Genomic DNA, 22,965 nt, shown 5'->3' with positions numbered 1-22,965 from the left:
TGGATACACGGCCTGGTGCCGCGACGGGGTGAACGTTGCCGGGCGCGGCACTAGGCTTCGTGCGATTCGTCGGACAACCTGAGACGTGAAGGTGACGGCACGATGACGTTCGGCCCCCTGCGCCGCAGCCCGCTGGTCGGCCAGGCGGCCGAACGGCTTCGGGACCAGATCGCCGCCGGGCGCTGGCCGGTGGGTACGAAGCTGCCCGGCGAGGTGGCGCTCGGCAAGGAACTGGGCATCGGCCGCTCGACCGTCCGCGAGGCGATCCGCGCGCTGGCGGGGGCCGGTCTGGTCGAGTCCCGGCAGGGGTCCGGCGTCTTCGTGATCGCCACCGAGCCGGCCGAGGACCTGCCCGCGCGGCTGCGGCGAGCCTCGGCGGTCGAGGTCTACGAGGTGCGCAACCTGATCGAGGTGCGAGCCGCGATGTTGGCCGCGGAGCGGCGTACCGACGAGGACCTCGCCGCGCTGGACGCCGGCCTGGCCGCGCGGGCGGCCGCGCTCGGCGACGACGCGGCGTACATCGACGCGGACATCGCCTTCCACGCGAGCATCGTCGCGGCGGCGCACAACGAGGTGCTCACCGACCTGTTCGCGGTCTTCCAGGTGACCATGCGACCGAGCCTGCTCGACCTGCTCGCGGTGATGGACGAGAAGGGCCTGCGGGGCGCATCGGCGGACCCGGGCGCCGACGCCCACGCAGCCATGGTCGCGGCGATCCGAGCCGGCGACGCGGAGGCGGCGGGCCGGGTCACCGAGGCGGAACTTGCGGTAAGCCTCCGCATCCTGCGCGACTAGCCACAGGAACGCCGCCCCTTTCGCCCCACCCGACCCCACCTCCCAGACCGCCCAACCCCGAGCCGGAACGGCAACCTCCCGCCGCGGCCCTGCCCGCCGCCGCCCCGCGCCCCCGCGCCGCGGCCCCCGACTCCTCGCCCCGCCTTTCGCCCCGCCCCGCCCCGCGCCGCTCCGACTCCTCGCCTCGCTGCGCCCCGCGCTGCCCCGGGGTGCGTCGCGCCTCGCGGCAGCGCCTCGCCGCCCTGACTCCTCGCGTCGCTGCGCTCTCGTTGCCGCTCTCCTTGCCGCGCTCGCCGCACCCCGCGCCGCCCCGGCCTGCCTCGTGCCTCGCGGCCTCGCCTCGCGGCAGCGCCTCGCCGCCCTGACTCCTCGCGTCGCTGCGCTCTCGTTGCCGCTCTCCTTGCCGCGCTCGCCGCACCCCGCGCCGCCCCGGCCTGCCTCGTGCCTCGCGGCCTCGCCTCGCTGCCCCGACTCCTCGCCTCGCTGCGCTCGCCGCGCGCCGCCCCATGCTGCACCCCCTCGCACCGCACCGCCCCCCTCCGCGCCCCACCCCTTCCGGCACTGCCCCGCTCCGCTCTCCGCGCCTCCCCGCCCTTCCATGCGCCGCGCCGCGCGTCTCGCCTCGCCCCGCGCCCCGCGCCCCTGCCCCGCCTCTCTCCGCGCCACGCCGCCTCACGCCTCGCACCTCCCGCCCCGCCCCGGCCCGCCACGCGTCTCGTTCCGCGCTGCCCCGGCCCGCCGCGTGCCGGGCCGGGCCTTGCGTGTTCTTTGGGAATAGCTCGGTCGGGATCTCGCTTTGAGTGGGTGATTGAGAGTTCAACTACTGAGAGAGTGATCATCGTGCAGTTCGGGATCTTCACCGTCGGAGACGTCACCGTCGACCCCACCACCGGCCGGGAGCCCACCGAGCACGAGCGGATCAAGGCGATGGTGGCGATCGCGCTCAAGGCCGAGGAGGTCGGCCTCGATGTGTTCGCGACCGGAGAGCACCACAACCCGCCGTTCGTGCCCTCGTCGCCGACCACGCTGCTCGGGTACGTCGCCGCGCGGACCGAGCGGATCATCCTCTCCACGTCCACCACGCTGATCACCACGAACGACCCGGTGAAGATCGCCGAGGACTACGCGATGCTCCAGCACCTGGCCGACGGCCGGGTGGACCTGATGATGGGCCGCGGCAACACCGGGCCGGTCTACCCGTGGTTCGGCCAGGACATCCGCCAGGGCATCCCGCTGGCGATCGAGAACTACGCGCTCCTGCACGAGCTGTGGCGCAACGACGTGGTCGACTGGGAGGGCCGGTTCCGCACCCCGCTCCAGGGCTTCACCTCGACCCCGCGACCGCTGGACGGCGTCCCGCCGTTCGTGTGGCACGGCTCGATCCGCAGCCCCGAGATCGCCGAGCAGGCCGCCTACTACGGTGACGGATTCTTCGCCAACAACATCTTCTGGCCCCGGGACCACTTCATCCGGCTGATCAACCTCTACCGCGACCGCTTCGAGCACTACGGCCACGGCACGCGCGAGCAGGCCATCGTCGGCGTCGGCGGACAGGTGTTCATGCGCAAGAACTCGCAGGACGCGGTGCGCGAGTTCCGTCCCTACTTCGACAACGCGCCGGTGTACGGCCACGGTCCGTCGCTGGAGGAGTTCACGGACCAGACGCCGCTGACCGTGGGCAGCCCGCAGGAGGTCATCGACAAGACGCTGACCTTCCGCGACTCGTTCGGCGACTACCAGCGCCAGCTGTTCCTGATGGACCACGCGGGGCTCCCGCTGAAGACCGTGCTGGAGCAGCTCGACCTGCTCGGCGAGGAGGTACTCCCGGTGCTGCGGAGGGAGTTCGCGGCCCGACGCGCAGCCGACGTGCCCGCGGGCCCGACCCACGCGGCGCTGGTCGCCCGGCGGGACGAGACGGCGGCGCAGGCCGCGGCGAACGAGGGCGCGCCGGCGCTCTGACCCGCCGTACCTACCGCGGTACGGGGTGCGCCGCACCGGTGCCGCACCGGTGCGGCACCAACCGCCGAACACACCGTCGAACACCCGACTCGAACACCCGACGAACACCCCACGCGGGAAAGCAGGAAGAGGTCACCATGGCGCAACCGGTCAAGCTCGTGGTCGTTTCGGCCGGACTGGGCAAACCCTCGTCCACCCGCATGCTGGGGGACCGACTGGCCGAGGCGGCCCGACGACAGCTGGTCGATCGGGGCGTCGAGGTCGACGTGCACACGGTCGAACTGCGCGACGTCGCGGTGGACATCGCACACAACCTGGTCACCGGCTTCCCGCCGCCGGGCCTGCGCGCCGCGATCGAGACGGTCACCCGCGCCGACGCCCTGATCGCGGTCACGCCGATCTTCACCGCCTCCTACAGCGGGCTGTTCAAGTCCTTCTTCGACGTGCTGGACAACACCGCGCTCGCCGGCAAGCCGGTGCTGATCGCGGCGACCGGCGGCACCGCGCGGCACTCGCTGGCCCTGGAGCACGCGCTGCGCCCGCTGTTCGCCTACCTGCGGGCCACGGTCGTACCGACCTCGGTGTACGTGGCGACCGACGACTGGGGCGCGGCGGCGGGGGCCGGCGGCGACGACCTGGCCGCGCGGATCGCCCGCGCGGGTGGCGAACTCGCCGACTTGGCGGCCGGACTGCCTCGGGCCGCATCCGCGCCCGCGGCGGAATTCGAGGAAGTGGTCCCGTTCGCCGAGCAGTTGGCCGCGCTGCGGCGCGGATGAGGACACTGCGGAGAGGGTCCCCGCACACGAGAACGACGTAGCCGGGACGGCCACCCGGCCGCCCGGCCGCCCGGGCGCCGAAGGTGCACTTCGGCGCCCGGGTCCACGATCGGCGCCCGCGTCAGGTGCGTTCGAACCACCGGCGCGGATTGTCCACCAGCATCGTGGTCAGATCCTCGTCGGGCACACCGTGCGCCCGCAGCGCCGGGATCACGTCGTTCAGCACGTGCCGGTAGTGCCAGTCCGGCAGCAGCGGCATCAACTCCGGATCGATCCAATCGATATGGCACGCCGCGTCCTGGGACAGCACCATGCTCGACGCATAACCCCGGCGGCACATCTCCACCACGATCGCGACCCGCTCCGCGAACGGCATCGTGGTGTCCAGGCCGAACCGGTCCATCCCCAACAGGTAGCCTTCGTCGGCTAGTTCGGTCAGGTGATCGGCATCGTCGGTGTCCCCGCTGTGCGCGAGTTGCACGCGTGCGGCGGGCACGGCCTCCTCGTGCAGCACCCGGCGTACGTGCGCTCCGGTCCGGGTGCGCGGGTGGGTGTGCACCATGATCGGCACATCCGTCTCCAGATGCGCTCGGGCGACCGCACGCAACACCCGCTCGACGCCGCCGGTCAGGCCCGGTTCGTCGATCGCGCACTTGAGCAGCGCGGCCTTGACCCCGGTGCCCTGGATGCCCTCGCGGATGTCCCGGACGAACAGGTCGACCATCGGATCCGGCAGACCCGGCAGCGCCCCCGGCCCTCGATGGCGGAAGAACGCCGGGACGTCGACATACGTGTAGATTCCGGTCGCGACCACGATGTTGAGGTCCGGGACCTGTTCGGCGATCCGCCGCACGCGCGGCACGTTCCGCCCGAGCCCGTCCACCGTGGGGTCCACGATCGTGGTCACACCGGCCGCGCGCAGCGCGCGCAACCGCTCGACCGCGTCCGCGACCCGGGTCTCCTCGTCCCAGTCCGGGGACCAGTTGGCCTGACTGTCCGGAGTCAGCACGAAGATGTGCTCGTGCATCAGGGTCGTCCCGAGCGCGGCGGTGGGCACCGGCCCGAGCACCGTCTCGATCTCGTTCACCGGCACCTGTGACTCCTTCGGCTGCGTCGGCTGCGTCGCGCCGGTCCGAGCCGGGCGGCACGGCGCCGCCGACTCGGACCGGGTGGTCAGCCTTCCTGCGCTCGGCCCTCCTTCGCAAACTCCAGACGGGTCTGGAGTTTGCGCATTCCGGCCAGCCAGCGGTCCGGATCGGCGGCCCGGGCCGCGTACATCCGGGCCACCTCGGGATGCGGCAGGACCAGGAACGGCGTGCCGTTCGTGACCGCCTCGGCGACCACGTCGGCGACCTCCGCCGGCTCGATCGCGCCGTCGTCGAGAATCACCCGGGCGGCCTCCCCGGTCGCGCCGAGCAACCGCGTGCGTACGCCCTGCGGGCAGACCGCCTGGACCGTGATGCCCTTGGCGCCGTAGGTGATCGCCATCCACTCGGCGAACGCGTACGCCGCGTGCTTGGTGACCGAGTACGCCGACGCGTCCAGCATGGTGAGCACGCCGGCGGCGGAGACCGTGGTGACCAGGTGGCCGCGGCCGCGGGCCAGCCAGGCCGGGGTGAGCAGTCGCGCCGCGCGTACGTGCGCCATCACGTTGACGTCCCACGAGCGGCCCCAGGCATCCTCGGAGGCGTCCAGGCCCATGCCCTCGCCGATGCCGGCGTTGGCGCAGTAGATGTCGATCTCGCCGCCGAGCGCCTTGCGGGCACCGGTGATCAGCGCCGTGACGCCGTCCTCGCCCGCCGCGTCGCCGGGCAGCGCGATGCCGTCGATCTCGGCGGCGACCGCGCGGCACGCGTCCGCGTCCAGGTCGTTGACCACCACCCGGGCCCCGTCCGCGGCGAAGCGCCGGGCCAGCGCCGCGCCGATCCCGGCACCGGAGCCGGTGATCACCACGTTGGCGCCGGCGAGCGCGGTCATCCGAGACCGCCGGACAGGCTCACGCCGCCGTCGATCAGCAGTGTCTGGCCGGTGATCCAACTCGCCTGCTCGGACAGCAGGAACGCCACCGCGCCGGCCACGTCCTCGGGCACGCCGAGCCGGGCCATCGGGTACGCCGCCGCGACCTCTTCCTCGCGGCCCTCGTACAGCGCGGTCGCGAAGACCGTCTTGACCACGGCCGGGGCCACCGCGTTCACCCGCACCCGCGGCCCGAGTTCGCTCGCGAGCTGGGCGGTCAGGTGGGTCAGCGCGGCCTTGCTGACGCCGTAGAAGCCGATTCCGTGCGCGGGCCGCGCGCCGGCGAGCGAGGACACGTTGACGATCGCGCCGCCGTGCTCGCCCAGCCAGGCCTTGTGCACGCGCTGGGTCCAGGCGAGCGCGGCGAGCAGGTTGACCTCCAGGATCTTGCGCCCGGCGTCCAGGTCGAGTTCCACCAGCGGGCCGTACACCGGGTTGATGCCTGCGTTGTTGACCAGCATGTCGATCCGGCCGAACGCCTCCAGGGTCGCGGTCACCGCGGCGTCCTGGTGGACCGGGTCGTGCGCCTTGCCGGCGACGCCGATCGCGTGCTCGGGACCGCCGAGCGAGGCGACCACCTCGGCCAGCGTGTCCGCGCCGCGCGCGGTCACGCAGACCCGGTCGCCGCGCGCGACCAGGGCCTGGGCGATGCCCAGGCCGATGCCTCGGCTCGCGCCGGTGACGATGGCTACGGGACGGGACGAGTCGCTCACTGGGCGGCTGCCTCTCGGTAGGACTTGAGCTCGCGGTGGGCGAGCGAACGACGGTGTACCTCGTCCGGGCCGTCGGCCAGGCGCAGCGTGCGGGCATGCGTCCACAACGACGCGAGCACGAAGTCCTGGGACAGGCCGCCCGCGCCGTGCGCCTGGATGGCCTTGTCCAGGATCCACTCGACGGTGAGCGGCGTGGCGATCTTGATCGACTGGATCTCGCGGTGCGCGCCGCGGTTGCCGACGGTGTCCATCAGCCACGCGGTCTTGAGCACGAGCAGGCGCAACTGCTCGATGCGCACCCGGGATTCGGCGATCCACTCCTGGATCACGCCCTGATCGGCGAGCGGCCCGCCGAACGCCTCGCGGGCGACCACCCGCCGGCACATCAGCTCCAGGCCGCGCTCGGCCATCCCGATCAGCCGCATGCAGTGGTGGATCCGGCCGGGGCCCAGCCGCGCCTGTGCGATGGCGAAGCCGTCGCCGGCGTTGCCGACCAGGTTCGCGGCGGGCACCCGCACGTTGTCGAAGACCACCTCGGCGTGGCCGCCGTGCGGCCCGTCGGTGTAGCCGAAGACGTGCATCCCGCGGCGGATCCGCACGCCCGGGGTGTCGCGCGGCACCAGGATCATGCTCTGCCGGCGGTGGCGCGGCGCGTCCGGGTCGGTCTTGCCCATCACGACCAGGATCTCGCAGGTGGGCGCCATCGCCCCGGAGGACCACCACTTGCGGCCGTCGATCACGTACTCGTCGCCGTCGCGGACGATGCGCGTGGTGATGTTGGTGGCGTCGGAGGAGGCGACGTCGGGCTCGGTCATGCAGAACGCCGAGCGGATGGTGCCCTCCAGCAGCGGCTTCAGCCACCGCTCCTGCTGCTCGGGCGTGCCGAAGTCGTGCAGCAGCTCCATGTTGCCGGTGTCGGGCGCGGCGCAGTTGAGCGCCTCCGGGCCCAGATGCGGACTGCGGCCGGCGATCTCGGCCAGCGGCGCGTACTGGAGGTTGGTCAGACCCGCGCCTTCGGCGCCCGGCAGGAAGAGGTTCCACAGGCCGCGTTTGCGGGCCTCGACCTTGAGCTCCTCGATCACCGGCGGCCGGCCCCACGGGTCCGCACCCGGCTCGGCCACCTGTTCGGTGAACACGGCTTCGGCGGGGTACACGTGCTCGGTCATGAACGCGAGCAGTCGCTCGCGCAGTTCCTCGGTCCGTGCGTCGTAGCTGAAGTCCACCGACGCCTTCCTCTCCCTGGTCGCGGACGGCGGGGACGTTTCGTGGCCTCGGGTTTCGTGGCCGTAGGGTGCGCGAAACGTGCCGTGCGCGAAATACGGTACCGACCGGTCGGTATCTTGGCTAGGGTAGCGTCGAACGCTCCCTCGAAAGGTTGGACACCATGGCGGCTAGAGGTCGCGACAACGCGGCACCGGTTCTGTCCGAGGCCGATGAGACACCCCTGCCGCAGCGGCTGCTGCGGATCGCCTCGCGGATGTTCGCCGAGCGCGGCTTCGAGAGCACCTCGGTCCAGGAGATCGTGGCCGCGGCCGGGGTGACCAAGGGGGCGATGTACCACTACTACGCGTCCAAGGACGACCTCCTGGTGGAGATCTACCACCGGGTGCTCGCGATGCAGACGGAGCGGCTGAACACCATCGCCGACGGCCCCGAGCCGGTCGTGGACCGACTGCGCGAGGCGGCGGCGGACGTGGTGGTCACCACGCTGGACAACATCGACGACGCGGTCGTCTACTTCCGCTCGATGCACCTGCTCGCACCGGACAAGCGGAACGAGATCCGGGCCGAACGGCGGCGCTACCACGAGCGTTTCCGTTCGCTGATCGAACAGGGCCAGCGAGAGGGCCTGTTGCGCGCGGACGTGTCGGCCGACATCGCCACGCACAACTTCTTCGGCGGCGTGCACCACCTGAACAGCTGGTACCAGCTCGACGGGCCGATGTCGCCGCGCGAGGTGGGCGACGTGTTCGCGGATCTGCTGCTGCACGGGCTGGCGCCGACGACGGGGGAGCGGTAGCGGGTGGGCGCGGCGGATACGGCGGCGGAATTCGCTCGCGGCCGACCGGGCATCCCGTCGAGAATCGACCATGCTCACTGACCATTGGCCGGTGTTCGGCCTACGGTTGACCACGCCTCGACTGGAGCTTCGCCCGGCGAGCCAGGACGACCTGGTGGCGCTCGTGGAACTGGCCGCGCGCGGCATCCACGCCCCGGACCGGATGCCGTTCAGCGAGCCGTGGACACGCCAACCGCAACCGGCCTTCGCCCGCAACGGCCTGAAACACTTCTGGGCCTCGTGGGCGAACTGGGAGCCGGACGACTGGCGACTGGTCCTCGCGGTCGTGCACGAGGGCGTGATCGTCGGTACGCAGGACTGCGGCGCCAAGGACTTCGCCCGTCGGCGGGAAGTCGGCTCGGGCTCCTGGCTGGGCCTGGCCCACCAGGGCCACGGCTTCGGCACGGAGATGCGCGCCGCGATGCTGGAGTTGGCCTTCACCGGCCTCGACGCCCGCTGGGCGATCTCCTCCGCTTTCCCGGACAACGCCCCGTCCCTCGCGGTCTCCCGACGCCTCGGCTACGCCGACGACGGCATCGAGATCCTCCCGGCCGACGAATCCGGCCGCCCCCGCCCACTCCGCCGCCTCCGCCTGACCCGAGAGGCATGGCACGAACACCGCACCATCCCCACCGCGATCGAGGGCCTGGACGGGTGCCGGGAGATGTTCGGCGTCGATTGAAACCAGACCTCTTCGCCGTCGAAGATCCAGAAATCCTCCACCGGCCACAGCGCGGTCCGATCCGCCGACAGCGGGACGATGCCGAGGCTGACGGAGGGCAACGACGCGAGGGAGAGGAGGTGGCCGAGTTGTCCGGCCATCGTGTCCGCCCGGTGTTCCGGGCGTCGAGGCCGAATTCGGGGTTGCCGTCGGCACGGAGCCCGCCGACGGAGCTGTCAGCGGATGGGCGTGGCGAGCTCGTGGACGATGTCGAGGTAGGTCGAGGCGACCGGGTTCAGGCCGGTGCGGGGCCACAGGAAGCCGTAGTCGATCGGTGGGGCGTCGTGCAGCGGGACGAAGGCCAGGCCCGGGCGGGAGTGGAAGTCCCGGGCGCGCATCGCCACCGTGCTGACGCCGACGCCCATGCTGACGTGGACCAGGACCTCGGGCCAGAAGCGGGTGGCCGGCCCCTGCGGGATCGGCCGGCCGGACGGGGTTCTTCGCGGGAAGTAGTAGTCCATCCAGTATTCGGGGATGTGTTCCGAGGCGATCGTGACCAGCGTCGTGTCGGCGAGGTCTTCCATCGAGACGGAGTCCTTGCCTGCGAAGGGGTGGCCTGTGGGCACCAGCAGTCCGCGCGGCTCGGCGAACATCAGCGGACCCTGCACGATGTCGGGCTCGTCGATGGGGAACTCGGTGAGCTGCAGGTCCACTTCGCCGGCCCGCATGCGGCCGAGCGGGTCGAGGAGCTGGATCTCCTGGATCTCCACCACGCTGTCCGGATGACGCACGCGGAACAGGTCGGCGGCCTTGACGAGCAGGTTGCCGCACCACGCCCCGGAGAAGCCGACGCGTACCACACCCTTGATGCGCACGCCGCGGGTCGTGGTGACCGCCTGTGCGAGCCCGGCGGCTATCTGGTCGTACGCGGGGCGCAGGTCGTCGCGCAGCTGCTCACCGAGCGCGGTCAGCGTCACCTTTCGGCTGTTGCGTTCGAACAGCGGGCCGCCGACGCGGCGTTCGAGCTTGCGGATGGTCTGGCTGATCCGGCCGGTCGTGACGTGCAGGCGTTCCGCGGTGCGCCCGAAGTGCAGCTCCTCGGCGAGTGTGAGAAACGCTTCGAGCTCCAGCCGTTCCAGCATGCCCACCCCTTGATCGTTTAATCGTGCTCAACCTAGCGTGGCTCGGTCGTGTCTTGTTGCGCCGCGCGCCGATCTTGCACGCTGAAGGGGTCGCGTCCGAGGGGCCCCGGGGCCTCGGAGCGGATTCCCCCTGCTGCGAAACGGAGACTTCCGCATGAGCAAGGTCGTTGCGGTCATGTACATCACGATGGACGGCGTGGTCGAGGACCCCGCCTGGACCGGCCCGTTCTGGAACGACGAGCACGCCAAGTACCAAAACGGCCAACTGCGCGCGAGCCGCGCCCTGCTGCTGGGGCGCGCGACGTACGAGAGCTTCGCGAAGGCCTGGGCCCCGCGCGACGAGTCGGACGAGTTCACCGCGCGGATGAACCACATCCCCAAGTACGTCGCCACCACCACGCTGCAGACGGCGACCTGGAACGCGGCGATCCTCGACGGCGACGTCGTCGAACAGGTCGCCAAGCTCAAGGCCGAGCCGGGCGGCGACCTCCTGGTCTACGGCAGCGCCACGCTCGTCAACACGCTGATCGAGCACGACATGGTCGATGAACTCAAGCTGTTCCTCCACCCGGTGACCGTCGGCACCGGCAAGCGCCTGTTCGTGGACGGCCTCGCCCCGAAGACCTGGACGCTCGCGGGCACCCAGTCCTTCAGCTCGGGCGCGATCGTCCTCGACTACCGCCCGGCCAAGGCGGCCTGACCCGCTGCCCCGCAGCGGGCACGGCGACCACACGCCCGCAACCGCGGCTGCGTCGTCGTAGCCGCGCCACAGTCCCACGCACGCGCGGGCGTGCCGCCGACCGATCGGCGGCACGCCCGTCACGTTCCCGAGCCCGGCTCAACGCGCGGTGCCGCGTTCCTGGTACGGGCCGCCGCCCGGCGTCAGACGTGTGCAGCGCCGTAGTCGCCCCCTGGGTCGCATGGTCTGTCACGCACCTTGAACGAGCCTGCTCCACGGGTTGCGTGTGCAGACCACCAACTTGCACGAACCTGCAGAGGAGGTTCCGACGCCCGTTCGGCTGCGAACGCGGAGTGGCCCATGGGGCCTGTTCACGGCACGAGCGTGAACCGAACGAAGACGGTCACGCCCGGTGGCCGCGGACGGCACACAGGAAGGTGTAGGCAGCCCAGGCGTCCAGCAGGGGCGGCACCACCGTCCGCCGCGACGCCGAGCCGCCCCGGAGCACGGCCGCGCGCACCTCGGCCGCCGACGCGCCCGGGAACTCCGACAACAGCAGGGCGACCGTGCCGGCGACGAACGGGGTGGCCGCACTGGTACCCGTGAGCGTGAGCGGACGGCCGTCGGTGCCGAGACTCACGATGCCCTCGCCGGGTGCGCCGACGCCGCCGCCGATCGATCCTCCCAGGTTGGACAGGTTCATCGGCCGTCCCCGCCGGTCGTACGCGACGACCGGAATCGTCCACGGGTGCCGAGTGATCGCGGATGTGCCGAGCCTGCCTTGGTTCCCGGCGGCGACGACCGTGATGACACCCCGACTCGCCGCGTGGTCCAGGGCTTCCTCCAACGCGCGGTGCCCCGTGCCGGAGGGCCGCTCCGGAGCGACGCTCAGATTCAGCACCCGGGCACCCGCGTCGACGGTCTCCACGATGGCGGCCGCCAACTCGTCCAGTCCCGCGCTGGGTGCCACCCGGCGGCCCGGTCGGTCCGCCGCGAAGATGGGGCGGACCAGCAGCGTGCAGCGCGGGCAGATGCCGGGCGCCGCCGAGGAACGGCCGGCGCTGAGGACACCGGCGACGAAGGTGCCGTGCCGGCACGAGGAACCGCCTCCCGCCGCACCGCAGTCTTCGCCGCGGCCGCCACCGGCCCGGTGCAGCACGACGATCCTCCGGCCGGCCAGCCCCGGATGCTCGGCGGCCACCGATCCGTCGACCATCCCCACCCCGACGTCCGCCCGGCCCGAGGTGCGGGCCATCAAGGGAGCGAGCCTGATCAGATCCAACGGTTCCACCGGTGCACCGTCCCTGTGAGGTGATCCGAATGATCGCTCCGGTCCGAATCCGGCCCGCCGCGATCCGACCCGCTGCCATCTCCGCCGGTGCGATCCGCCCCGGCCCGATCCGACCCGCTCCGGCGCTTGATCAGCCGAGGAATGGGGACTCGCACTCGTTCACGCAATCCTTTCGGCAGTCCCGGCAGGCCCTGCTTCCGGGGTGCCGCATGCAGATGCTCCGGCAGATCTGCCGGCACTCCAGCTCGCAGATCGACGAAAGAACCTCACCCTGCGGTCCGACGGCAGGATGGCTCGCCGCGAATCCGTACCGACCCGATCGATAGTGTCCGCCTGTTCGGTAGAGCGCCGACTGGGCGTTGAAGCCTGGAATTCGCACGTCTGCTCACCTCTGCTTTCGTTGCTCGCCTCGTACGCCGTTCAGCGGTCGTAGTACGGCGACAACTTGGTCACCAGGAAGGGGAACTCCTCGGTGACGTCCACGCGTACGAAGCACTTCTCCGTGACGTCCGTCCGGCGACTCGTGTACGAGAACAGGACGTCGATGATCCGTCGGGTGCCGCTCAGCCGGGAGTCGCAGAAGCCGACCGCACTCAGGGAAGCGTCCGCCGCGTGCGCTTCCACGGTCTTCTGGTAGATCCGCGGATAGCGGACCGCCAGGTAGTTCAGGGCGCGATGCTCGTCGGTGTCGCCGGCGTTGTCGCCCAACTGCATGACCCGCCGCAGCAGGTCGTGGGAGGCCGGCTCGAAGTCCTCGGCGCTCATCTGCTCGGGCCGCTCGATCGCCTTAACCAACTCCCCGGTGTCGAAAGAGAAGATCTGGTCGAAGGTCACGACGGGGATCGTCAGACCGTTGCAGAGACCGGGTGGGGCAAGCGGCCCGCGAAGTCCGATGACCAGGTCCAGGTCGGAGGCGCGGGGCTCCGGGCGAACGGCCTCGATCAGCAGATCGAGCTCGACCGGATCGCGCGGGCGCAGCAGGTACGTGTCGATCCCCTGAACGCTCAGCACATAGCACAACTGCCGTGCCAGGTACCGGTTCTCGGGCTGCGAGATGACCGCACGGACCGCCTGTCGGTCGGTCAGCTTCTCGGTTTCGGCCCGCCCCACATTCTGAGCGACCTCCTTCTCGACCGACAGGCTCGGGAACCGGAAGTCGATCCGGCCCAGCACATAGACGTAGGAGGGCGTCGGAGGGTCGAGCCCCGGAGCGTCCCGCCCCGGTCTCTCGCCGCAGGCCCGCAGTTCGCCTCGGCAGCCACAGTCGGGCGCGGAGGCCGCAGCCTCGGCTGCCTCGGCAGGTCGGAACCGGTCGGGCCCGTCTGTCGTTTCGCCGTCCACCGGGTCCTGGTATTCCTGGTCCTGGTATTCCTGCTCCATCAGTGACTCCTAGAACTGGGTGACTCGGAACCCAGAAGCCGAACTCGGTAACTCCCGGACCGCGGGCCCGGATTACGCCCCGGCACCACCCGAACTCCCGGACTTGGGCCCGGATTACGCCCCGGCACCACCCGAACTCCCGGACGGCGGACCCGGATTACGCCCCAGCACCACCCGGCGATTGAGTGCGGCCGCGCGCCGCTCGCAACCACCGCAGGGCCGCCTGACCCCCATCGCGTACGTCACGCGCTTGACGGCGTCGCCGAGGCCGATCTCCTCGTCCCGGATGAACCCGGGGATCCGCACCCGGCGTGGCCGAACCTCGCCGCTGCGAACAGGGCCGCCCTGCGGCTCGTCCTTGCTCATCTCCCGCACTCCTCAGTGGGCACGCGCTCCTCGATGGGTGCGCGGTCACAGCGGGCGACGGACCGGACGTCACGCGGTAGTGGGTCGCCCGTACTCTCCGGGTCGCCCGCACTTTCAGCCTGCTCCGCTTCGCCCCGGTACGCACCTCGGAGCCCCGGCCGATCCTCGCGGCGCAGTTTTCGATCGACGGTTCGGGCGGGTCCGCGGGCCGCTGCCCGGGACGGCCGGGTGTTGCCGCCGCGGCCGGCAGCCGGGCAGGCCCGGCGAGCGTAATGTTGACAGGGAGGGGCCGGTCGCGCGGACGGCACTCGGGGCGTTCGGCGCGTCGCCGCCGGCCGACCGGTGGCCGAGGGCTTCGGTGCTCGGCCACGCAGACGGGAGCACCACTATGACCACGCCCGGGTTCCATGCCGAAGCGTCCGTCTACCGCAGTGCCGGCCGGTACATGACGGGCCCACCGACCGTCGCCGTCGCCGACTCGATTGTGCCCATGGGGACTCCGGAGGAGGAGATGGCCTGGGACATCTGCTTCAGCCACAACATGCGGTGTGAGAAGTGGTGTATTCGGTACATAGATTTCGACACTTACCAAGAGTGCATGACGGGCTGTATCGACCCCAACTGCTGAGTGTCTTGATCCCAGGCGTGGAAGCCATGTCGACCCTGGGGGCGACTACGACCCACCGGACTGCGGTCCACAGTCGAACTCCGGCTAGCAGCAGCCTCGTTGCCTGCCTCGGGGCCGGAGGTCTCGGCAGCATCGAGTCGCTCAGTGCGCAGGTGCCGTCCGATCGGTGGCGCCGACGCCGTTGTAGTCGATCCCCGGCACCCGGACACCAAGCAAGAGGGAGCACCGTCATGTCCATACCCGGCTTCCGAGCCGAAGCATCCGTCCGTCGGAGCGCCGGCTGCTACACGTCGCGCGCACCGCGCGCAGCCGCCGACGACCGGATCGTTCCGATGTGGACCGAGGAGGAGAGGCAACTGCTGATCATGTGCGGCCAACGCTACGACTCCTGCGAGAGCGAGTGCGCGGTCTTCACGGAGTATCCGCAGTGGCAGGACTGCAACATCGCCTGCAACCAGCAGTACGACGAGTGCGCCGCCCCCGTCCTGTGGCCGAGCAATCGCTGATGGTGCCTTGTCCGATGGGCTGCGGTTCATGCTCTCCGGCGTTCCGTTCGCCGGGTCCGAGGTTCCGGTGTCGCTCGGACTACTCCGGCGTATCGCCAGGCGTCGGGATGACGCCGAGCTGCTGGAGGAAACCGAAAACGTCCTTGTCCGACCACTTCTCCGCGAGCCTGCCGTTTTCGATGCGGTGAATCACCGTCGCCGTCATCGTGAGCCGGTTACCGGTGGCGGGAATGCCGGGAAGGTCTCCCTCGTGTACTCCGTGGGCCGTCAGCCGGGTCACCACCTTGTCGCCCTCCGCGATCTGGTCCTCGATCTCGTGGGTCCCGGGCGTGGCCTCCCAGAAGAGACGGAACGCCTGCTTGAGCCCTTCGCGACCGGACCCGAGCCCCGGAAACGGTGGCGGTGAATGGTCCTGGTAGTCCTCGGCCACGAGGTCGTCCATGGCCTCGATGTTGCCCTTGTCGATCTCCGCGTAGAAGCGGCGAACCAATCTCTTGTTCTCTTCGCTCGACACGGGACTCCTACACGCACGTTCTGTACCGCCGGAACCGGCATGACGCCGAAAGCATGACCGTCCGGCCGGGGGACGACGCCACAGGCGCGCCGTGCTTCCGCGCGCGATCACCCGGAAGCAGCCATGCGCGTGATTCGGTACACTGGCACGGCGAACGTCGCCTGACGCGGCACTGGACTTCCGGGTGTCGTCGAGGCCGACGGAGGTCGTCCGGCACGAAGGGATGCGGCTACCACGCCACATCCCGCCGAGTCGTCGCAGACATCGCTTCCCGCGAGCGCCACAGGTCGACGCCGCTCCTGGCTCTCGCCGACCGCTTGCGCATTGCGTCGTAGGACGCGGGTGCGGCCGGGGTCGAGTCAGCCCCGGAGAGCGTCGGTCAGTGCAGTCCAGGATGCCGCGCCGACCGTCAGGTGCCCGATGCTCGGGTCCTTCGAGTCGCGTATCGGGACGAGGCCCGGGAGATCATCGCGGACCTCGACGCAGTCGCCTTGATCCGCGTTGCTGTACGAGCTCTTGCGCCACGTGGTGACGTCTGCGTCTTCGGTTCCGTACATGGCTGCAGCTCCTTGATGGTTGCCCGGATGATCGCTGCCGACTGCTGCGGGAAAGGGCATGGGCGCGTAGCCAATCGTAGGACGCGAACCGGTGGTCGGTTCCCGCAATTTTCGGCCGATCTGCGGGCGTATCGTGGGGTGAGCGCCTACCTCGCCGGGAGTCGGAACCATGCAAGACAGCATCGGGGATCGCATCGCGCGGTTGCGCGTGCGCAGGGACCACACCCAGGATTCGCTTGCCGCCGTTGCGGGAGTCTCCATCGACGTCGTTCGCAAGTTGGAACAGAACCAACGACTCACGGCCCGACTCTCCACGCTCAACGCACTCGCGAGGGCGCTCGACGTGGAGACGTCGATCCTGATTGGGCAGCCGACCACGTTCGAGGGCGCGGCGCACCGGGATCCACTACCCAGCCTGTTGGCGCTTCGGCGGGCTGTGACCCCGGTCTCCGAGTTGATCGAAGACGAAATGGAGGTCGCCGACGGGGAATCGCCGTCCGTCCTGGATCTGCGGGCGTCGCTGAGGTCGACGGAGGCGATCCGGCGCGAAGGGAAGTTGTCGGAGATCGCCGCCGTATTGCCGCGACTCATCTCGGATGCTCGCTCCGCGACGCGCGAACACTCCGGGGCCGACCGCGCCGCCTCGTTCGCCGTCCTGGCGGAGGCATACCAGGTCGCGGCGACGACTCTGGCCGCGCTCGGCAAGGAGGACGCCGCATACACGGCGATGGAGCGGGCCAGGATCGCGGCCGGGCGCTCCGACGACCCCCGACTCGAAGTGATGGGCATGTCGACGCTGTCGTGGATCTTCAGCAAGCAGGGGCGGATAGACGACGCACAGCGGGTGGCCGAGGCAACCGCGGAGAAGATCGAGCCGTCGTGGACGAAGACACCGCTGATCGACGTAGCCCTGTGGGGCATTCTGCTCCTACGCGCCGCCTCGGCCGCTGTACGCGCGGAGCGCAAGGACACCGCCGGTGAGCTCCTGCGGCTCGCGAATGCCGCCGCCGCCCGGATCGGCACCGACCGCATCGGCTACGCCACGCCGTTCGGCCCTACCAATGCCGGCGTCGCCACGGTCAACGCCTTCGTCGAAATGGACCGGCCCGAGCAGGCGTTGGTCCAAGCACGGCGCATTACCGACCTGACCAGCCTGCCGCCCACGTGGCAGGCGCGCTACTACGTCGACCGCGCCCTCGCCCACATCGACCTCGCCAACGACGACCGGGCAACCCGCGCCATGCTCAAGGCAGAACACACTGCCCCCGAATGGATGCGCTACCACGCGACGTCTCGCCGAGTAGTCGCAGACCTCGCTTCCCGCGAGCGCCACGGGTCGACGCCGCTCCTGGCTCTCGCCGACCGCTTGCGCATCGCGTAGAACCCGGGGCGGCCGGGGTCGAGTCAGCCCCGGAGAGCGTCGGTCAGTGCAGTCCAGGATGCCGCGCCGATTGTCAGGTGCCCGATGCTCGGGTCCTTCGAGTCGCGTATCGGAACGAGGCCCGGGAGATCATCGCGGACCTCGACGCAGTTGCCCCCATCCGAGTTGCTGTAGGTGCTCTTACGCCATGTCGCGGCGTTTGCGTCTCGGGTTCCTTGCATGATTCCAACTCCTTGATGGCCGCCCGGATCATCTCGGCCGACTCCCTGGGGGAGAGGGCGTAGGCGCGTAGACAATCGTATGCCGCTTGGTGGTCTGCGACAGTAGCGGAATCCTCACGCAACTGGCCGGTGTGGCTACCTTCGAGATATGCAACCGGCTCGCTGTCCGGCAGCGTCAGCAACGTCAGCGATCCGCCCAACTGCGGGTGGGCTCCGGAGTCGAACGGTAGAACTTGGATCGTGCCGTACCGCGTGTCCATCCGGGGCAAGAGAACTTTGAGTTGCGCGCGCATGACGGCTGGGCCACCGATCACGCGGCTGATGGCGGCCTGGTCAAGGACTGCGCCGTAGCGCGGCGGGTGTTCCCGGGTGAAGATGCTTTGCCGATTGACGCGTGCGGCGACCTTCAGTTCGATCTCGGCGTCCGACCACCTGGGTACAAACCTGCTGAACTGTGCGCGGGCATAGGCAGGGATCTGCAACAACCCAGGCACGGTGAGCGCCGAGTACTCCAGGATCGCCTCCGCCTTCGCCGCCAGAGCCATGAACCCGCGATAACGGTCCGGGAATTGGTCGTGCTCCACCATCTGGTAGAGCCGTACGAACAACCCATCCGTCTCCAACGCGATATCCAGTTTTGCCGGCAGGTCCGGTGGGATGGTGCTCTCACCGGTCTCGTATCGAGACATCGCGGCCTTGCTGTAGCCCAGGATCGATGCGCACGCCGTCAGTGACATGCCCATGCCGTTGCGCTTGACCCGAATCTCACGTCCGAACATCTGCCGTGGCGAGCCTTGGGGTTCGAGGTCTTTCTCTTGATATCGCACGGGTGTTCCCTCTTCCGTTCCACCGTAAATCGGTAACGGTGCCGAGATGCACAGGCTAGCTCTCCCACCTCATGATGGGGACGCAGAGTGACAGACTGCGTACGGAATGGAGAGACAACTCCCCTTGCTCAAAACGTCGCAGGCCGAAGGAAGGGGCTGCGACGGGCGTAGGGAGTGGGGCTCAACTTTGGCGAGTCGCCCCACTCCCCGCGTGCCTCACAGAAAGGACACGTAGCCACGATGACACATCAATTCGGGTGGACTCAACGCGCTTCGGTACCTGTGCCGGTGTCGGATCGCGACTGGCAGGACGAGCGGTTGAGCCTGCTGATTCGGGAGTGGGTCGGCGGGATGGATGCCGATGCTCGCGCGTCCACCCCACCTCCGCGGCCGCGAGTTCGGTCGCACCTTCGTTCGTTGTGGACCTGGCGGTTGTCGATCCGGATCCGCGTGGTGCGCCCGAGCGCAGGGAACGTCCGATGACCACGAGACAGCGGGCTTCGGGGAGTACGCAGGGGGATCTCGATCGGGGGCGGGCGTTTTTCGAGCGCTATCGGCACGCGTGGTGTCGCAACGCCTATTCGGGCCGCGAGGGTGTGCTTATGGACGTGCAGGGGCGGCAGGTTCACCTGCGGTTGCGTAGTGGGATCGAATTCGCGTGCAGCGTAAGAGACTTGGTCATTCTGCGACCCCCTCCGCCGATTCTGTACCGGAGCGTGCGGTACGTCGGCGCGGGAGACGTGGCCCTTCGGCCGGACGGCACGCTTACGGAATTGTGCGCCGTGGACAAGGGCATGTTGGCGACCGTTCAACCGCCGGACGGCCCCGAGTGGTTCGCATTGTTGGCCGACCTCGAACGCGTCGGCTGCCTGTTGGGTGCGGTGGCCGATTGGTCGGAACCACCGTTCCTGTTCGATGAAGAGCAGGGGCAATGACGCCGATACCGATACCGATACCACCACCGACCGACGCCGGCTCGACACGCACCAATTCGGGAGAAGCGACGATGGCGAACCACGCCAAGGACGACAAGGACGGGGACGCCAAGACTCCCCGACGGCAGCAGGACGGCCAATGGGACAGGCCCGTGCCGCCGAAGGACCAGGACCGCGACAAGGAGAAGGACAAGTGAGCACCTCGGTCGACTGGGACGGCGTGTTCGCGGACACGCCCCGGAGCGCGTATGTCCCGGCGGTGGTGTGGGGGAGTGACGATGCCCGGATCGACCGCGACAAAGACCCCGAGGCGTGGGCGGACGCCGTTGCGGCCGACGCCCCGCTTGTCACCCAGATGGATGACGGCATGCCGGATGGGAACCTGATCCCGACATCGTCCTCGTCGCAACCCTCGCTCGTGCGGCTCATGCTCGAACAACTCGACGTCGCCTCGGATCACCACATCCTCGAAATCGGGACCGGCACCGGATGGTCCACCGCGTTGTTGTCCGCCGCGCTCACGGGCGGCCGGCTGACCTCGGTCGAGGTGGATCCCCTCGTGGCGATCCAGGCACACGAGTCCTTGCGGGCTGCCGATCCGATGCCGACCCTGATCGTCGGCGACGGGTTGCACGGGTACAAGGAGGGCGCCCCCTACGATCGCCTCATCGCCACCATGGCGGTACGGAACGTGCCCTACGCGTGGGTGGAGCAGGTTCGGCCCGAAGGGGTGATCCTCACGCCCTGGGGCACGGCGTACCACAACTCCGGGCTCCTGCGGCTGGTCGTCGCGGGCGACGGAACGGCGTCGGGCCGGTTCGTGGGGAACGTCAACTTCATGTGGGCCAGGTCGCAGCGACCGAGGTTCGAGGCCCGGCGGTTCGTGGGCGACGTGATCGCGGACCCGAGCGCGTGCAGGGTCCGCCACACGGCGACGGATCCGCGACCCCTCCAGGAGGAGCACGCGGATTTCGCGATCGGGCTTCGGCTGCCCGATGTCGAGCAACGTACGTTCTTCGGATCGGGCGCGCACGCAGGGGAGTTCACCACGTGGTACGCCGACGGGGAGTCCTGGGCATCCGTCGACTACGTGCCGGACGCGGCCTCGTTCGAGGTGAACGAGGGCGGCCCCCGCGATCTTTGGCGAGAGATCGAGGCCGCGTACCAGGCGTGGCGTGCGCGGGGTGAACCCCGACGCGAACAGCACGGCGTCACGGTGACCGGGGACGGCCAGTGGACATGGCACGCCGGGTCGCGCGGTCGGGTGGACTGCGGGTCGTCGAACCCTTGGAAGGCTTCCTGGAACGTCTCTTCGATGTGAGTGTCGGAGCCGGAGCAGGGTCGCCGCCAGGGTGATCGTGGCGGTGTACGAGGCTGTGGTCTTGGCGCAGCAGTCGGGTGGCGGGTGGCGGGTGGCGGTGCCGCGGAACTCTTCGGCCGGGGCGATTTCGTTCCGGAGGACGTCGGTCGGTGTTGTTCGGGATGCCGCGCCGATTGTCGGGCGCCCCGGGGGAGATCGGCGGTGGGAGGCCCTGTGTCGGGCGCCGCCGGTGGGTGAATAGAGTCGGCCCGTGGCGACGCAAATTCCCTCCCCGGAGGACCCCTTGCCGCCGGTGCCGAGCTTCGGTGTGCGCGCGGACGAGGAGGCGTACGAGTACCTGTCCCGAATCGTCGAGGCGATGACTCGGGAGTTCGGAGTTCCCGCAAACGAGGCCCACATCCGGGTGGACCGCTACTTCCGGCCCTATCGTTGGGACTTCACCGACGAGAGTGACCAGTGCACCCTGTTCGAGGACTACCCGGAGTTCTGGGCCGGCACGATCTACTTCGACGTGGATCCGTGGCGACAGAAGAATGCGGCCGACTGGAGCCGACTGCGGCCGCGCCCGCTGCCCGAACCCGGTGACCCGGCGTTCGGTGGGCTCGCCCTGGGGGAGCACCCGCCGCCTGTCGTGTACCGCGTGGTGTGGGACGGTGAACTCGACCTGCTCGCCTCGGTCGTGGCCGGCTGCCGACAGGTCACCGGCGGCTGGGTTGCTCGCCTGGAGAACGACCGCATGACGGTCGCCATCCGTCCGGGGCCGGTGGACCCCGACAGACTCCTTTCGGGGGCGGAAGACCCCGACGACGGACTGTGGGACGTCTCGTGTACGCCCGAGCCCGACGCCCCGTGGCAGGACGTGTCCGCGGACCTGCGGGCGATCATGTTCCGGCTGCGCGCGGCGGGGTTGGTGTGCCGGCGCGTGTCGGTGCCCGGTCACGGAAGCCCGATCGCGATCCTGGACTGACCTTGTGGGCTGCGCCGCCTTCAGGCGCCGCAGCCCACGGCGACCGCCCGACCCGATTCGACCGCCGAACCCGACCCGGTCAGTCCGCGGAATCCGCCATGTCGACGCTCATCCGAATCGCCCCCACCCGCTCGACCCGCCATGCGATGCTCCGCAGCGCCACCGTCACGTCGTGCCAGGTCGCGTCGGCTCGGGGCGTGCAGGTCAGCAACCGGCCGCCGGCCTCGACCGGGCCCAACGCCACCTGTACGGAGGGTAGTTCGAGCACGTCGTGTGAGCCGGCCGGCACCGACGCCCCACCCGTGATCGTCGCCGCGAGCTCGTCGGCCGTAGGCTCGGCGCCCGCAGGCCATTCCAGCCGGCAGGTCAGCGCGGTCCCCCATTCGCCGATCGCCTCGGCGACCTGCCCGCGATCGACCGGCTCGGGGGCCTGCGCGGGTGGGAACGCGGCCTGCTCGACCAGGTCGGCGAGGCCGTCCGGGTCGTCCCTGCCGGCGTCGAGCAGATCGGCCCAGTCGAGGGCACTGCCTCGGTCGAGGAAGCGCATGCCCTCCGCGCGGGTCGCGCCGGCCACGAAGGGCAGAATCGCCCACTCCACCCAGCGGAACGCGTCGCCGGGCCACCAGGCGTGGCCGTCGACCAGCGCACGGACGATCGCCGTCAGGGCTCCGCACACCGGATCGCCGGCCGGCACCGTGGCCCCGCCCGTCACCCGTCCCGGCCCGAACCCGCCCGCCTCGACCCTGGCCTCCGCGATGCGCAGTGCCATCGCGTCCTCCACGAAGAAGCAGTGCATGATCGTCGACGCGTATTCGGCGGGCACCTCCAGCGGGTACGGTCCGACCTGCACCCGAACCTCGTCGCCGTCCGGGTCGAAGCCGATCTCCGCGAACCAGCGAGGAGCCTCGAGGTGGTCCGAACGGGTCCATCGCGGTTCCAGGTGGGAGATGTCCACCCCGAAGACCGGGTCACCGGGCCGGACGCACACCAGCACGATGCGGTAGGCCGCGGCGTCCTCGACCGCCGTGGCGACCTCCTCCACCGGGAGATCGACCATGGCCGCCGTCTTTCGCAGCCCGTCGGGGCCGCCGCCACAGCGTTCCACCAAGGCCGCGAGCGAAACGACGCGACCCGCGGTCAAACCGTTGTAGCCCACCGACGGCACGGCCCGGAACCGACTCGGATCGTCCGCCCGCTCCGCCCCGCCGTCGCCCGCCCCGATCCCGTCCGTCACCCCGCGACCCTATCGCCCCCAACTGCCCGCCCCCGCC

At 70.1% G+C, this 22,965-nt stretch carries 24 protein-coding genes and 2 pseudogenes; 12 read left to right on the top strand and 14 right to left on the bottom strand.

The features are described 5' to 3' along the window. Positions 1-102: 102 nt before the first annotated feature. The 3 genes from ACIBM5_RS25005 (at position 103) to ACIBM5_RS24995 (ending at position 3,530) form a co-directional block, all read left to right on the top strand. Positions 103-795, top strand: coding sequence for a FadR/GntR family transcriptional regulator (locus tag ACIBM5_RS25005; RefSeq protein WP_391587707.1), 693 nt, complete (start codon positions 103-105; stop codon positions 793-795). A gap of 840 nt (positions 796-1,635) precedes the next feature. Continuing rightward, positions 1,636-2,754 (top strand): LLM class flavin-dependent oxidoreductase, encoded by a 1,119-nt coding sequence (locus ACIBM5_RS25000; protein WP_396008856.1) that lies wholly within the window; start codon positions 1,636-1,638, stop codon positions 2,752-2,754. Between the two features lie 137 nt (positions 2,755-2,891). After that, the gene (locus ACIBM5_RS24995) at positions 2,892-3,530 is read left to right on the top strand and encodes an FMN reductase (protein WP_396008855.1); all 639 of its coding nucleotides are present in this window, start codon (positions 2,892-2,894) and stop codon (positions 3,528-3,530) included. A gap of 121 nt (positions 3,531-3,651) precedes the next feature. Here ACIBM5_RS24995 and ACIBM5_RS24990 read toward each other — a convergent pair whose 3' ends face one another. The 4 genes from ACIBM5_RS24990 to ACIBM5_RS24975 all read right to left on the bottom strand — a co-directional run bounded on the left by ACIBM5_RS24990 (position 3,652) and on the right by ACIBM5_RS24975 (position 7,482). Next, positions 3,652-4,617 carry a phosphotriesterase gene (locus ACIBM5_RS24990; protein ID WP_396008854.1) on the bottom strand — a complete coding sequence of 322 codons (966 nt, stop codon included), beginning with the start codon at positions 4,615-4,617 and terminating at the stop codon, positions 3,652-3,654. Between the two features lie 86 nt (positions 4,618-4,703). Next, a complete protein-coding gene (locus tag ACIBM5_RS24985) occupies positions 4,704-5,507 on the bottom strand; it encodes an SDR family oxidoreductase (RefSeq protein ID WP_396008853.1) in 804 nt (267 codons plus the stop codon). After that, entirely contained in the window at positions 5,504-6,259 is a 756-nt protein-coding gene (locus tag ACIBM5_RS24980; protein ID WP_396008852.1) for an SDR family oxidoreductase, read from the bottom strand. The genes ACIBM5_RS24985 and ACIBM5_RS24980 overlap by 4 nt, the downstream gene beginning before the upstream one ends. After that, the gene (locus ACIBM5_RS24975; RefSeq protein WP_396008851.1) at positions 6,256-7,482 is read right to left on the bottom strand and encodes an acyl-CoA dehydrogenase family protein; all 1,227 of its coding nucleotides are present in this window, start codon (positions 7,480-7,482) and stop codon (positions 6,256-6,258) included. The genes ACIBM5_RS24980 and ACIBM5_RS24975 overlap by 4 nt, the downstream gene beginning before the upstream one ends. A 161-nt stretch (positions 7,483-7,643) precedes the next feature. On the opposite strand from ACIBM5_RS24975, the gene ACIBM5_RS24970 reads away from it, so the two are divergent. Continuing rightward, positions 7,644-8,279: a TetR/AcrR family transcriptional regulator gene (locus ACIBM5_RS24970; RefSeq protein ID WP_396008850.1), complete on the top strand. Its 636-nt coding sequence runs from the start codon at positions 7,644-7,646 to the stop codon at positions 8,277-8,279. Positions 8,280-8,349: 70 nt separating this feature from the next. Beyond that, positions 8,350-9,000, top strand: a complete 651-nt coding sequence (locus tag ACIBM5_RS24965; RefSeq protein ID WP_396008849.1) for a GNAT family N-acetyltransferase — start codon at positions 8,350-8,352, stop codon at positions 8,998-9,000. A 23-nt stretch (positions 9,001-9,023) separates the two neighbouring features. On the opposite strand, the pseudogene ACIBM5_RS24960 reads toward ACIBM5_RS24965, so the two are convergent. Both ACIBM5_RS24960 and ACIBM5_RS24955 read right to left on the bottom strand, forming a co-directional pair. Then, positions 9,024-9,176 (bottom strand): annotated as a pseudogene (locus tag ACIBM5_RS24960) (Scr1 family TA system antitoxin-like transcriptional regulator); the annotation flags it as partial. 39 nt (positions 9,177-9,215) lie between these two features. Continuing rightward, positions 9,216-10,121, bottom strand: a complete 906-nt coding sequence (locus ACIBM5_RS24955) for a LysR family transcriptional regulator (protein ID WP_396008848.1) — start codon at positions 10,119-10,121, stop codon at positions 9,216-9,218. Between the two features lie 154 nt (positions 10,122-10,275). On the opposite strand from ACIBM5_RS24955, the gene ACIBM5_RS24950 reads away from it, so the two are divergent. Beyond that, positions 10,276-10,821 (top strand): dihydrofolate reductase family protein, encoded by a 546-nt coding sequence (locus ACIBM5_RS24950; protein ID WP_396008847.1) that lies wholly within the window; start codon positions 10,276-10,278, stop codon positions 10,819-10,821. Positions 10,822-11,203: 382 nt separating this feature from the next. Here ACIBM5_RS24950 and ACIBM5_RS24945 read toward each other — a convergent pair whose 3' ends face one another. The 3 genes from ACIBM5_RS24945 to ACIBM5_RS24935 form a co-directional block, all read right to left on the bottom strand. Then, the gene (locus tag ACIBM5_RS24945; protein WP_396008846.1) at positions 11,204-12,091 is read right to left on the bottom strand and encodes a S8/S53 family peptidase; all 888 of its coding nucleotides are present in this window, start codon (positions 12,089-12,091) and stop codon (positions 11,204-11,206) included. A gap of 420 nt (positions 12,092-12,511) precedes the next feature. Beyond that, entirely contained in the window at positions 12,512-13,471 is a 960-nt protein-coding gene (locus tag ACIBM5_RS24940) for a hypothetical protein (protein ID WP_396008845.1), read from the bottom strand. A 114-nt stretch (positions 13,472-13,585) separates the two neighbouring features. Next, positions 13,586-13,837 carry a hypothetical protein gene (locus tag ACIBM5_RS24935; RefSeq protein ID WP_396008844.1) on the bottom strand — a complete coding sequence of 84 codons (252 nt, stop codon included), beginning with the start codon at positions 13,835-13,837 and terminating at the stop codon, positions 13,586-13,588. 858 nt (positions 13,838-14,695) lie between these two features. Here ACIBM5_RS24935 and ACIBM5_RS24930 point away from each other — a divergent pair. Then, on the top strand, positions 14,696-14,971 hold the full coding sequence (locus ACIBM5_RS24930; protein WP_396008843.1) for a hypothetical protein: 276 nt from the start codon (positions 14,696-14,698) through the stop codon (positions 14,969-14,971). 79 nt (positions 14,972-15,050) lie between these two features. On the opposite strand, the gene ACIBM5_RS24925 is transcribed toward ACIBM5_RS24930, so the two are convergent. Both ACIBM5_RS24925 and ACIBM5_RS24920 read right to left on the bottom strand, forming a co-directional pair. Then, positions 15,051-15,485, bottom strand: a complete 435-nt coding sequence (locus ACIBM5_RS24925) for an ester cyclase (protein WP_396008842.1) — start codon at positions 15,483-15,485, stop codon at positions 15,051-15,053. Positions 15,486-15,844: 359 nt separating this feature from the next. After that, positions 15,845-16,042, bottom strand: a complete 198-nt coding sequence (locus ACIBM5_RS24920; RefSeq protein WP_396008841.1) for a DUF397 domain-containing protein — start codon at positions 16,040-16,042, stop codon at positions 15,845-15,847. A gap of 169 nt (positions 16,043-16,211) precedes the next feature. On the opposite strand from ACIBM5_RS24920, the gene ACIBM5_RS24915 reads away from it, so the two are divergent. Further along, entirely contained in the window at positions 16,212-17,423 is a 1,212-nt protein-coding gene (locus ACIBM5_RS24915; RefSeq protein ID WP_396008840.1) for a helix-turn-helix domain-containing protein, read from the top strand. A 23-nt stretch (positions 17,424-17,446) separates the two neighbouring features. Here the strand turns inward: ACIBM5_RS24915 and ACIBM5_RS24910 are convergent, their stop codons facing one another. Together ACIBM5_RS24910 and ACIBM5_RS24905 are read right to left on the bottom strand one after the other, a co-directional pair. Further along, a complete protein-coding gene (locus ACIBM5_RS24910) occupies positions 17,447-17,644 on the bottom strand; it encodes a DUF397 domain-containing protein (RefSeq protein ID WP_396008839.1) in 198 nt (65 codons plus the stop codon). A 35-nt stretch (positions 17,645-17,679) separates the two neighbouring features. Further along, a pseudogene (locus tag ACIBM5_RS24905) lies at positions 17,680-18,189 on the bottom strand (DUF5753 domain-containing protein); the annotation flags it as partial. 761 nt (positions 18,190-18,950) lie between these two features. Between ACIBM5_RS24905 and ACIBM5_RS24900 the strand changes: the two are divergent. The 4 genes from ACIBM5_RS24900 to ACIBM5_RS24885 all read left to right on the top strand — a co-directional run bounded on the left by ACIBM5_RS24900 (position 18,951) and on the right by ACIBM5_RS24885 (position 21,694). Next, the gene (locus tag ACIBM5_RS24900) at positions 18,951-19,406 is read left to right on the top strand and encodes a hypothetical protein (protein WP_396008838.1); all 456 of its coding nucleotides are present in this window, start codon (positions 18,951-18,953) and stop codon (positions 19,404-19,406) included. 71 nt (positions 19,407-19,477) lie between these two features. After that, positions 19,478-19,603, top strand: coding sequence for a hypothetical protein (locus ACIBM5_RS24895; RefSeq protein WP_396008837.1), 126 nt, complete (start codon positions 19,478-19,480; stop codon positions 19,601-19,603). Beyond that, a complete protein-coding gene (locus ACIBM5_RS24890; protein ID WP_396008836.1) occupies positions 19,600-20,727 on the top strand; it encodes a hypothetical protein in 1,128 nt (375 codons plus the stop codon). The genes ACIBM5_RS24895 and ACIBM5_RS24890 overlap by 4 nt, the downstream gene beginning before the upstream one ends. A gap of 250 nt (positions 20,728-20,977) precedes the next feature. Further along, positions 20,978-21,694 (top strand): hypothetical protein, encoded by a 717-nt coding sequence (locus ACIBM5_RS24885; protein WP_396008835.1) that lies wholly within the window; start codon positions 20,978-20,980, stop codon positions 21,692-21,694. A 79-nt stretch (positions 21,695-21,773) separates the two neighbouring features. On the opposite strand, the gene ACIBM5_RS24880 is transcribed toward ACIBM5_RS24885, so the two are convergent. After that, positions 21,774-22,928 carry a hypothetical protein gene (locus tag ACIBM5_RS24880; RefSeq protein WP_396008834.1) on the bottom strand — a complete coding sequence of 385 codons (1,155 nt, stop codon included), beginning with the start codon at positions 22,926-22,928 and terminating at the stop codon, positions 21,774-21,776. Positions 22,929-22,965 lie beyond the last annotated feature (37 nt).

Origin of the sequence: Embleya sp. NPDC050493, assembly GCF_044458105.1 — a bacterium.
Taxonomy (GTDB): domain Bacteria; phylum Actinomycetota; class Actinomycetes; order Streptomycetales; family Streptomycetaceae; genus Embleya.
Note: the sequence above shows the minus strand (reverse complement) of the source record. Positions and strands in the feature narration are given on the sequence as shown.